Genomic DNA, 12,167 nt, shown 5'->3' on the forward strand with positions numbered 1-12,167 from the left:
TCAGTGATACGCAAGGCAAACTGGATTTCGGCAAGTTACCCGCCGGGGCTTACGCATTGGAATTGAAAGCACCTTGGGGAGAAATGTATCAGATACGGAATCTCAGAACGATTCCGGGGCGTGCGTTTTCAAAGACCATTGTTTGTCCCGCCCATCAACCGGAACTGGTCTCCATCGGCTTCCAGGTTGACCGCTCGGCAGAATTCGAGTCAGACAAATGGCTGTTCCTGGCAGATTTTGGCGTACGTCAGATCATTCATAAAAAAGAAAAAATAGAGCGTTTTTATTCCAGTGAACGTCAAATTGAAAATGAAACGTGGCTCTATGCACAACAAGTAAATCAAGGCGTTTATCTGATCGGGAAAAACGGGGCATTCTCACCGATTCCGATGACCCAAGCCGGCAAGTATCCAAATCTGAAACCGGATTTCCCGTTGGACCAATTAACAGTCAAAATACCTCAGGGGCGATATACTTTGCCTGTCATCTATCTGGTCAACAGGGATGATTTGAGCCAGTTGTCAATTATGAATGAGAATTATTTTGATCCGGTATCTTCTAACATGTCACATTTAGTCTCTGGGCTTTCCAGGTATATCCCAGATGGGACCATGTATGGGATCGAGCAGACCGTCTTCGTGTCGCCGCTGAAAATTCTGGATAAGCAGCCGATTGAAGTCAGTACCGGGGAAATACTGCAATACCCCGTGCAGCATTTTGTGGCAGCTCCTGGGAAGAATAATATCTGGACCATCAATTTATATGATAAAAAAATAGCCCGCGTTAAGTTAAGTAGAGACGAGATTCAAGATACCCAGAGGTTCCAATGAGCATCCCAAACGGAGCCTCTGTCGTAGCCCCTCGATTCAGGAGTAAAAAGTGAACTGGCCTGAGATCAGTATCGAAGACTTTCCGCCGCGACGTGACGACGAACCAACGTCGCTCCGGCAGGATATTATCGATGAACTCAGCGACCATTTTGCCTGTGCATTGAATCGAGAGTTATTGAAGAATCCGGATGAACAGACAGCAAAACAACGCGTATTAAATCAATTCGGCGATCCCATCAAAATCGCCCGCCAACTCTGGCTGGATGCAATGAAGGAGAAAATCATGTCGCAACGAATAATGACCGGTGTCTCTGTGGTAGCGGCAGTCTGTTGTATCGCCGTGGTGGGGATTGCCTGGTCGATGATGCAACAGAGTGAACGAATCAATCTGCTGGTGCTGGAACGGCTCACTCAAAATCCACCGGTTCAGGAAAGCATTGGCACGGAAGGCATGAACCTGATTTCGTTTCAGCTGATTCAGGACTCTGGAAAAAAACAGTCGGCGGTTGGCTTTACCGGGCAATTGATGAAGACCGGAAGTCAATCCGACTCCTTTGAACTGGAGTCTGTGAGTGATCAGGGGGGAAAACTTGATTTCGGAAAACTCCCGTGGGGGAAATATCGTCTCAAGCTGACTGCGCCCTGGGGTGAGAGCGCCGAGTTTCCCCACTTGACGGTTGTTCCGGGACGCAACTATTCCAAAACGCTCGTTTGCCCTTCAGAGGCTCCTGCGAGGGCTACGGTCAAGTTCCAAGTGAACTGGACGGATCAATTCAAGTCGGAAGACTGGTGCTTAATCTGCGACTTTCGCGATATAAATACCGGGATGAACCCGTCTTTCCCAACTGCCTCTTATTCATTCAGAAGTATGAGGGAGGTCAATGACGTTCCCTGGATATTGAATCATCGTCAAGAAAAGCAAAAAACGGAGGGAGTGTATCTCATCGATGCTCAAAACCGGGTGACTGCCTGTCCGCTGAATGAATATGGTTATCTGGAAAATATCGATTCGGAAACGCTGCAGGTACAGCCTGCTCTCAGTCTGGCGGAAGGAAGGTATATTTTACCGGTGCTGTATCTGGTATCCAGGAAAGATCTTTCGAAACTGTCGACTCTGTCTTCCCGGTTGGATTACCAGGTATTCAACTGGGAACGTAGTGGCAAATTCAGTTATTCGCCTGACAGTCATCCGTCCCGGTTCGAGTTTTACAATTATTTTCAATATGGCCCGGGAAGCAGGCATCCTCAAACAATGTCTTCGATTTTTCTGGTACCATTTAATGAGAAGAGAGAGCTGACCAATAAGATGAATATAATTGAAGTTCTGGCTTATCGAGAGCTTGTGGAGGGGACTCGAGAAATGAACCACCTGGACGGAGTACAAATACCGGAACTGCTGGTTTTTTCTGCTTCAACAGACGAACCGAATCTCTGGAAAATCAAGCTGCCTGAAAAATAAACAACATGGTGGGTGAAGCTGTACTAAAAGTTAATTAAGGAGCCACGCTTGAACTGGCCTGAGCTGAGCATCGACGATTTTCCACCCAGGCGTGATGATGAACCATCCTCATTGCGGCAGGATATTATCGACGAACTCAGCGACCATTTTGCGTGTGCCTTGAATCGAGAGTTATTGAAGAACCCGGATGAACAACTGGCGAAACAACGCGTATTAAATCAATTCGGCGATCCCATCAAAATCGCCCGCCAACTCTGGCTGGACGCAATGAAGGAGAAAATCATGTCTCAACGAATTATGACCGGTGTCTCTGTCACAATGGCGGTTTGCGGTTTCATCGTAGTCGGAATGGTCTGGTCGATGATGAAAGACAGCCAGGCGTTCAATACCCGGATGATGGCGCAGATGACGGAAATTGCGAATCGACGGGTGTCGGAAGTTCAAACTGAGTCAGCTGCCGTTGAAATGAATCAGGTTTCCTTTCAACTGGTTCAAGGGAAGGAGGACGGGAGGCCAGGGGGCGGCTTTGCAGGGAAGTTGACTAAAATCGGGGATAACACAGATTCATTCACACTCAAAGAAGAGAGTAATGCTGAAGGAAAACTGGATTTTGGCAAGCTGCCCTGGGGGGTATATTCGTTAAATGTCATTGCTCCCTGGGGAGAAACTTATCACAATGATTTGACTGTGTTACCGGGGCGCAATTTTTCCCAGACCATCGTTTGCCCGAGTGCGGCACCCGTTGAAGTCCCAGTCCGGTTTGAGGTGGAATGGCCTGATGACTTGAAGTCAGATGACTGGCTGTTGCTGTGCGACTTTCGACCCCGGCCCATTGACAGTGGACTCTCTGCATTGTCCCGTAAAATTGGCGCTGAGCTTTGGACCAGACCGTATCCCAATCCATTGGATGGAACATGGGACTATTCGATGGCCTGTCTGATCAATCAGAAGAACCAGGTCTTTCGTTGCCCGTTAGATCAGAATCGAAGGTTCCAGAATATTGATATTGGTAAGCTGGAAGCCAGACAAACGATCAATATGATTGAAGGAGATCAGTATCTGCTACCGGTGATGTATCTGCTGTACAGGCAGGATCTGGCTGATCTACAGCTAGATAATCCTAATGTGGAGGAAAGTAGCGTTTCGTTTATGGTCTTGAATCACAGTCGAGAATCCTTACGTTTGATTTCTCCTGCCAATCTCAACCTGCAGAACGCCGCAATTTTTGGAGGACCCAATAATGTTGATGCTACCACATTGATTGTCACGCATCGAAAGATCGGGGCTCTGAATGCAGCAGTTAGAGAGGAGAATAAAGGAACTCAAAATGTCAGTGGAAGACCGTTTGCCTATTCCAGTGGAATTCAGTTTAGAAAGCTGCTGAAGTTCACTGCTGCTAAAGATCAGGACAACGTGTGGAAAATAAAATTGCCTGAGTTGGAACAGTTAAAAATTCCTGAGGGGACCAAACAGGTTGAAGCCAATGGGTCTGGCGGGGGCTTCTTCTAAAGCGAAACAGCTCTAACCATTTAAACATAGCGGAGTATTGCGTGGCCTGGCCTGAGCTCAGTATCGAAGATTTTCCACCCAGGCGTGACGATGAACCATCGTCATTGCGGCAGGATATTATCGACGAACTCAGCGACCACTTCGCGTGTGCTTTGAATCGAGAACTATTAAAGAACTCAGACGAAGATCTAGCGAAACAACGCGTATTAAGTCAATTCGGCGATCCCATCAAAATCGCCCGCCAACTCTGGCTGGATGCAATGAAGGAGAAAATCATGTCGCAACGTATTATGACCGGAATTTCTGCCGTGATGACGGTGTGCTGTATCGCTGTGGTGGGGATTGCCTGGTCGATGATGCAGGAAAGCCGAGCGTTCAATTTGCAGATGCTGGAACAGTTCAAGTTGGCACAGGAGAAATCAGCATCTGAAACGTCGGGGGAACTGCAGCCAATTCTGTTTCAACTGGAGCAGGAGGGGAGCGAGGAACAACCGGCTATAGGATTTGAAGGGACCTTATCCAAGGGTGATGGCAATAACCCTGTTTTTACCCTTGAAGCCGTTAGTGACAAAAACGGCCTGTTGGATTTCGGAAAACTGCCTTGGGGCAACTATATTTTAACACTGAAAGCACCCTGGGGAGCGGCTCCTCAGGCTGAGCAAATCACAACGATCCCCGGCCGAAAATATGAGCAGACGATTATCTGTCCGGCGCATGCTCCCCGAGATGTCCAAGTTGAGTTTCAGGTCAACTGGGAAAGTATGCCTGATGATCAAGAGTATTTCTTATTATGTGATTTCAGATCTATTGATTTCGAAAAAACCACAAGAGGAAGAATATTCAGACTGATTTCCTCTGAAAAGATACAGGATCGACATTGGTTATATCGTCATAACATGAACAAGGAATCTGAGAGAAGCGTGTATCTGATCGATGTGAAGAATGACAGGGTAACTCGTTGCCCTTTAGCGGCTGACGGAAAGTATGAAAATCTTGATCCTCAGAAACTGACCTGGTATCCGACAGTTGAAATTCTCCAGGGGATTTATAGCTCACCAACTGTCTATCTGATTAAGAAGAATGAACTCAGTCAATTGGCTGAGATCAATGTCTTATATGCTCCGAAAGTTTTATGGTTTCAGAACAATAACCTTAAATTCGGTAACTACCCAGTACCACAAGCCAGTACAGGTTTATTTGTGACTCCTTTTCGCAATATTGAAATCGATCCTGAACTGGTGGTGAATATGACCCCTTCGGAACTGAAACAGATTCATGGATTTAAAGCAGACAGGTCAACTATAGAGACCTATACTGCATCAGAAAAACAGCCCAATGTCTGGAAAATCAACATCCCTGATCTGTTCCCGATTACTCTGGAATCTGGTTCATTGAATAGTGCCCTGTGACCGGGAAGAGTGTTTCATCTCCTGTGCCGATCTGGTGGCAGTTGACTTCGTAGACGAATTTCTCTTTGAGTTCGTTGACCTTCAGGCGAACCGTTTTCTTGTCGTCTGATACAGTCACATCTTCGACTTCCACTTTATAACGGCCGCTGTCGGGGCTGGCGTAGCTGCCGCTCCAGACGCGGGTGTAGCCGGCGATGGTGTAAGCCTCTTTGTCGGCTGCTTTCTTCGCGTCGACCGGTGCGAAGAATTCGAGTTCGAAACCATCGTGAGTCGCGCGGAGTTCTTTGATGCCGTTCGGGAGTTTGCCGTTCGGGCTCAGTCTGGTGATTGAACCGGTATTCTGACCTCCGAGCCAGCCGCTGTCGTGGATGCTGCCGACGTAGATGTCACCTTTCGGACTGACGGCGACCGACATCGGGCCGGCGAAATTGTGTTCATCGGGGGGGACATCGGCGCGGGTGAAATAATAGGTCGCGCCCTGAACGGTATCGCCGACTTTCTGCGTGGTGAAGCGGATCAGGAAGCGTTGGTTGTATTCGCAGCCCAGACCCTGATCGAACAGACTGTCATAGGCGAACTGTTTCGGAATGCAGGTTAAACCGTTCACACTGCGTGTCCAGGGGTGAGGCACCTGGATGGCGGCGCGGGTTTCTTCGAGGTTTTCCTTGTTACGCAGATCGGATTGACTGGGAACGCCGTACGCTTTGCCGGGGATCAGGAAGTTGATTTCGTTAAACGTATTCTGCACGCCCTGTTGATCGGAAATAAAGATTTCATCTTTGGAGTTGATGGCCAGGCCCGTCGGATAGCGGAAGGCGTGTCCCAGGATTTCGAGATTGCCGTTATAAGTGATCTTGAGAATCTTGCCGCGCCAGTTGATCTGATCGTCGGGGCGTTTCATCTGGGCGTAATCGCTGCCTAAGCCGACATACAGATTGCCCTGACTGTCACGAATACAGCCGGTGGCCCAGTCATGGTAATTATCGTTGAAGCCCCAGCCGGTGGCGACGATGGTGCGCTGGTCGGCTCTGCCATCCCCGTTGGTATCGGAGAGTCGGAGCACTTCCGGCTTGTGGGAAACGATGATGTCGGAGCCGTCCGCGATGATGCCGAACGGCGCGGAGAGACCTTCTTCAAACAGGGTCAGTTCGTCTTCCACGCCATCACCGTCGGTGTCTTTCGCGAGATAGATGTCTCCCTTCAAGGATGTGAAAATCATTGTGCCATCCTCACGCCAGGCGAGAGCCGTGGGCATGATGCCACCATCCAGAGGCAGGCGCACGCCGTCAAAGCCGGGGGCACTGGTGACGGTTTCGATTTCCGGTTTGGGTTGGGGCTTGGTCTTGACCTGCAGTCCCTCTGCTTTGAGTTTGCAGAGGTAGTTCAGTGTCAGGTTGGCCTGCCCGGAGGAGGGGCTGTCAGCCTGCATGAATTCGTGTGAATTGTTATCAGGGATCCGCAGCCAGTTCGCATCGGGTTTGTGGGGAACCGTGATTTGAGGACTGCCGATACTCGCGGAAAACTGGGGGCGACCAACATGCAGTGCGTAACCTTCAGGAAGATTTCCAGCTTTGATTGTGCGCTGTAAACCAGTCTGCCCGGGCTGGTCGGTTAATGTTTGAAAGGTGTCGGTGACGGCGACGGTTGTGGTTTTATCGCCGATTTTGAAATTGAGTTCATAATTCAGGCTGACCTGATTCCCCTGTGATTCGTAGCTGCGGAGTGTGCCTGCCAGTCCGTTCTGGAGCTGTGGATAGATGGCGGCTGTGGGCTGTTTACCGGTGGGAGTCAGCATAAATTCAAAGCCCCGCTCGTAACCTGAGATGATCGGAGAGCCGGCCATATCCCAGTACCAGCTTTTGCCTTCGGTGCGCTGGTGTGCCAGGTCTCCCATTGTCCACTGCACGATGGCGAACTGATCGAGATCGAACAGCAGATTGTGTCCATTGTCAAAGCCGACCGCAAAAGCGCGGGACACATAGCCGCCGCCGGTCTCTTTGGGGTTGGTAAAGACATCGCGGACAATTCGCGCTGGTTCACCGGCTGCGACGGTAAAGAACTGCTCTACAACGGAGGGGTTGGTGGGAACTTTGAACTGGGGATCATTCAGGCCGAGCCAGATGGCATCCAACTGGCGGTCGATATCGCCTTCCAGTACTTTGGGAACGCTTTTCTTGAGTGCGGGCATTTCCATGCCGGGCACGATTCGCAATGGATTGTGGACCCAGCGGAGGAAGTATTCTTTCCGCATGCGATCGCCGAGCATCAGCAGATCAGAGCCGCGGGTTCCCAGCGCGACATTGCGGGGTTCATATTCGCCGAGTACGTGGCAGGAGATACAGCTGAAACCTTTGGCGCCGGTAATCGTCTGGCCGGCAATCAGGAGTTGCGCGCGATCCTGGTCGGAAGAATCCACCATGAATCCGGGCTGACGCGGGCCATCCGCGGGGACACGATCGTGGGCGACCAGGTAATCGAGCAATGCCTGTTTGTCGGCTTTCGTATGCTGAAAACGGGGCATGCGGACACGCAGCCAGGGCATGCGCACTTTTTTCTGTTCGCCACTGACGGCTTCGGAAAGGGCTTCCTGCTTGAGTTTGTCGCCGACGGCGGTCAGCGCGGGCGGAATCATGCCTTCGCTCTGTCCGGCGAGTGCGGGGTCGAACTTTGCCATTTCGCCGGCGATCTGGGTGATGCCTTCGTGTTTATCCCGTTCATGACAGTAGATGCAGTTGCGCTGTTCCAGCACGTAGCGTCCACGATCAAATTCGTTTTCCGGAGACGGCGCGCCAGCGCTTGATTTAAGATAGGCGATGACCGCTTCCCGGTCGATGGTACGATAGGCGGGACGCCCTTTTTCCAGATCGGGGGTTTCTGCCAGACAGGAGTTCTTCCAGTCCTCAGTAGACTTGGAAAGATCGACGATCTGTTGAGTCGGTGTTTCAATGCCGGGAATCGTATGGCAGGCGGCACAGCGGGCCTGGGTGATCAGTTTTTTCCCTTCAGAGATGAGCGATTTCTCAGCTGACGGCTTTTTGCCCTGCGGAAGATTTGCCTGTTTTAATTCTGAGAGTGCATAAGCCAGCTGGCGGCGTTCGGTGGTACTGAGTTTAATGACCGGCATGCGATGGTCTTTGTTGAGTTTCGCAGGGTCAGAGAGCCAGGTATAAAACCACTGTGTCTCGCGCTTGTCGCCGATACTGCTCAGATCGCCGCCACTGAAAGGCTGCTGGTTGCCTTTGCCGTCAATCGTATGACAGGCCAGACAGCCGACCGAACGCATCAGGATTTCCCCGGCACGCTGTTCTTCATCATGCGTGGGGGCTTTCTTTGTTTTCTTGTCTTTCGGAGCCGCAGGGATTTTACTGAGCGAAGCTGATTTCGCATTGGCATACAGGTAGGCGGCGATGGCCGTTGCTTCCTGGTCATTAAAGCCGAAGAAGGGCATTTTGGCGTGCGCGGAGACAGAGTCATCGTTTTTGATTTTTCGAACCAGCCATTCCGGGTTCAGCGCCGTCGTGACATGCGTCAGGTCGGGAGCAGCAGGACTGGTCAGCTGATCTGGGCGTTGATGGCAGCGGTTACAGCGATGCGCGTCGAAGTGCGTGCGCCCGCGCCAGATCTGGGCGACTTCGGGATTACCTTCTTCGCGATAGAGGATGTTTGCCTGAATCGGTTCGAGTCCGAACAGATTTGAAGACCAGAACAGTTGGACGCGCGCCTGTGGCGAGATTTTTTGATAAGAGACTTTGAGTTCGAATTCTCCGAAGTTCTGTTGGTATTTCTCGCCGACAATCCAGCCGGGGGTTTCGCGTGTGCCTTTCAGCACGGTTTTGCCATCAATTTCTACCGTGAGCTCTCCTTCCAGGTAGGCGGAAATCTGGTATTCGCCTGGCTGCTTAACGAGGATCAGGCTGGTCCAGTCGGCAGTAAACTGTCCTGCGGGAAGCTGAGGTAACGGAGCCTGTGTTCCCCAGTTGAAAGCGATATCCGGATCGATCCGCTGGATCTGCTTGTTTCCCGACTGGTAAGTGGCCAGCAGTCCGGGGGGATAGTCGTCTTCTTCCGGATCAATTTCTGCAGCTGCCAGAGGAGTGCCGGCGATGATGAGAAAAAGAGCTATAAGTAAGAATAACATCAGGGGCAAAATGCCCCTGATCCAGGCTGATGGGATTCGCTGGGTGAGCATGATGATTCGGTAGATTCAGTGCTGAGAGGGTGTTTGTTAAGAACCTGAAATAAGTCGTGATGCAAATAAAAAAGCAGCCATTCGTTATTGTTCGAATGGCTTTTCTTCTTTGGTATTGGCGCCGAAAGAAGCGCGGAATTCATCAACGACCGATGAGACGGTCTTTTTCGGACCTGTCAATTTCAGGAAGTAGTAGGCTTTGCCTTCGACAGCCAGGATGACGCCCAGCATACGAGAGTCAGGAACCGCTTCTGTTTTTCTGAGGAACGGAGGTCCAATGGATTTGTTATAAGTGCCCGAGATATCGACGAAGATGTATTTGCCGTCTTTGGATTCTCCCTGGGTGACTTTGGCTTCGCGATCTTTCCCGGATGCGAATTGACCGATCCAGCGAGAGACGTTGGCAGCGACGCCGCCACCGGTACCACCAAAAGAGGAGACTACCAGTTCTGCTGGTTCTTTATCGCCTTTCACTGCTGGGATTTCAAATTGTGCGAGACGCAGGTTGTTGGACGGGGGAGAGCTCTTCCAGGCTTCCGGAATTTTGAGCGTGATGTCTTTGATTTCGACTTCGTTGGTTTTCTCTGTTTTTTCTTCTTTGTCGGCTGCTCTGGCAGAGCAGGCATAGATGGCGAGAGAAAGTCCCAGAACCGAATACAGTACTTTTCTGAATGTGGTGGGAGAAATCATATATATCCTCAATTTGAAATCAGGAGATTGCGTGTACGACAGTCTTAATTGTCCCGTATTTCCTGCTGATTTTCAACTCGATGCTTCCAGAAATGGCTGTCTGCTGCCAATTTTGCAGAAGTTAATGTTGTTGTACAAACACGTTGCGAAAATACAACATGGCAGTTTCCTGGATGAAACAGCCGGGGCCGTCTCAGTCGGCGGGAACACAGCGGTTTTGCGCCCAGAGACGCAGTTCACTGATTCGTTCTTTCATCAGCACAGCCAGGGGGCGTGTTTTCTGGATTTCGGAGGCAATATGCCGGTCTTCGATTTCGGCATTCTCTGCAAAAGCGGCAAACAAACCCGACATGACCGCCTGTTCCAGTTCCGAGCCGGTGAAGTCTTCCGCCAGTGCGGCCAGTGATCGCAGATCAAACTGATCGGAATCACGTTTACGGCGCTGGAGATGAATTTTGAGAATCTGTTCGCGGGCTGCAGGTGTCGGCAGGTCGACAAAGAAGACTTCATCAAAGCGCCCTTTACGCATCAGTTCCGGCGGGAGCGCGGAGATATCGTTGGCCGTCGCGATAATAAAAATCGGATGCCGATGGTCCTGCATCCAGGCGAGCAGGGTCCCGAACATGCGTTTGGAGAGGCCTCCATCGGCGGAGGAACCGGAAGCCGAGGCGAATGCTTTTTCAATTTCATCGATCCAGAGAATGACGGGTGCCATCGATTCCGCCTGAGAGAGTGCCTGCCTTAGCTGACTTTCACTTTCGCCGATGAATTTCTGATACAGCATCCCCGGGTCCAGACGCAGGAGCGCCATATTCCAGTCCGAGGCAACCATCTTCGCACACAGGCTTTTCCCGGAGCCGGGGACTCCCAGCATGAGTACCCCGCGGGGAGGTTCGATGCCATAATCCTGGGCTTTCTGGGTAAAACCACCCCGACGGAGTTTCAACCAGTCTTTCAGTTTATTGAGTCCGCCAACTTCTTCGGATTTGACATCGACGGCGATCGATTCCAGGCAGCCGGTGGAACCGAGGAGTGTGCGTTTGGCTTCGATCACGTGTGGCAGATCATTGGCGTTGAGATCATTGTCCTGCAGGATCGCGGAACTGATCACGCGTTCGACTTCGCTGCAACTGAGTCCCCGCATAGTGAGTACAAGCTGTTCCATTTCGCGGCGGGTCAACCTGGCTTTGATTTCGGAATCGCTTTCCCGTTTGATCTTATTGTAGGTCAACTTGATGACATCGGATAATTCCTCCGCAGTCGGCCAGCCCAGTTCATAGCGGATGGTGAAGCGTTTGATTTCATCTGGTAAGGGGAAGGCATCGATCAGGATGATCGTTGATTTTTTTTCATGGCAGGTGTCCATCAGATCGCGGAGCATGCGATTGACGACACTGTCGCGGCAGTAGGCACCTAAATCCTTGAATACAAACAGGTCCTGGTCGGTATTCTGTCGGATGAAGGTCAAAGACTGTTCCGGTTTGCCGCCGGGAACGGTGGCTGATTTCAGACTGCCATTTTCCAGCCTGCATAAGCCGGCCGTCGTTGACCATTCAAAGATGGGTTTCTTCAGATTGATCGCGATCTCCTGAATCACTTTCAAGGCACGCTGTTCATCGAGAGTCTCGATGGAGATCAGCGGGTTGCCCGAGCGGATCAGCAGTTCCAGAGAATTCGGCATGAATCTTCGTTCCTGTTCAGTCTTGTTCGTCAGTTGTGGTAACGGAACTTTCAGGAAAGGGGATGAAATTTTATTTTGATGATTTCAGCAATTTCTGAAATTGTTTCCAGGTTTTCGTATTGGCGACATCCTTTTTCGTTAAACCTGCCCGGCGTGCCTGGTAGATGCCGTACTGCATGACATCCAGCCCGGCGACGCTGTGTGCATCGGTATTAATGACAATTGGGATGCCCAGTTCTTTGGCGCGGGCTGCGTGAATGTCATCAATGTCCAGTCGCATGGGATGTGCGTTGATTTCGAGCATGGTGCCGTAATCGGCGGCGGCTTTGAGGATCTCGCCGTAATTCAGGTCGGCCCCGGGACGTTTGCCGATCAGGCGACCTGACAGATGGCCGATAAT

General features: G+C 51.0%; 7 protein-coding genes and 1 pseudogene. 4 read left to right on the top strand and 4 right to left on the bottom strand.

Going from position 1 to position 12,167, the window contains the following annotated elements; genetic code table 11:
* The 4 genes from AACZ40_RS24175 to AACZ40_RS24190 form a co-directional block, all read left to right on the top strand.
* The coding region (locus tag AACZ40_RS24175; RefSeq protein WP_339676161.1) for a hypothetical protein at positions 1-830 on the top strand (830 nt) is incomplete at its 5' end.
* Between the two features lie 49 nt (positions 831-879).
* A complete protein-coding gene (locus AACZ40_RS24180; protein WP_339676163.1) occupies positions 880-2,289 on the top strand; it encodes a hypothetical protein in 1,410 nt (469 codons plus the stop codon).
* 48 nt (positions 2,290-2,337) lie between these two features.
* Entirely contained in the window at positions 2,338-3,798 is a 1,461-nt protein-coding gene (locus tag AACZ40_RS24185) for a hypothetical protein (protein WP_291173392.1), read from the top strand.
* 41 nt (positions 3,799-3,839) lie between these two features.
* A complete protein-coding gene (locus AACZ40_RS24190; protein WP_339676164.1) occupies positions 3,840-5,207 on the top strand; it encodes a prealbumin-like fold domain-containing protein in 1,368 nt (455 codons plus the stop codon).
* Here AACZ40_RS24190 and AACZ40_RS24195 read toward each other — a convergent pair.
* The 4 genes and pseudogenes from AACZ40_RS24195 to AACZ40_RS24210 form a co-directional block, all read right to left on the bottom strand.
* Positions 5,170-9,345 (bottom strand): c-type cytochrome, encoded by a 4,176-nt coding sequence (locus tag AACZ40_RS24195; protein WP_291173398.1) that lies wholly within the window; start codon positions 9,343-9,345, stop codon positions 5,170-5,172. The genes AACZ40_RS24190 and AACZ40_RS24195 overlap by 38 nt on opposite strands.
* Before the next feature lie 135 nt (positions 9,346-9,480).
* Positions 9,481-10,086 carry a hypothetical protein gene (locus tag AACZ40_RS24200; RefSeq protein ID WP_291173401.1) on the bottom strand — a complete coding sequence of 202 codons (606 nt, stop codon included), beginning with the start codon at positions 10,084-10,086 and terminating at the stop codon, positions 9,481-9,483.
* 193 nt (positions 10,087-10,279) lie between these two features.
* On the bottom strand, positions 10,280-11,767 hold the full coding sequence (locus AACZ40_RS24205) for an AAA family ATPase (RefSeq protein WP_291173402.1): 1,488 nt from the start codon (positions 11,765-11,767) through the stop codon (positions 10,280-10,282).
* A gap of 70 nt (positions 11,768-11,837) precedes the next feature.
* Positions 11,838-12,167: pseudogene (locus tag AACZ40_RS24210) on the bottom strand (DNA polymerase/3'-5' exonuclease PolX); the annotation flags it as partial.

The sequence above is a fragment of the uncultured Gimesia sp. genome (assembly GCF_963972345.1).
GTDB lineage: Bacteria > Planctomycetota > Planctomycetia > Planctomycetales > Planctomycetaceae > Gimesia.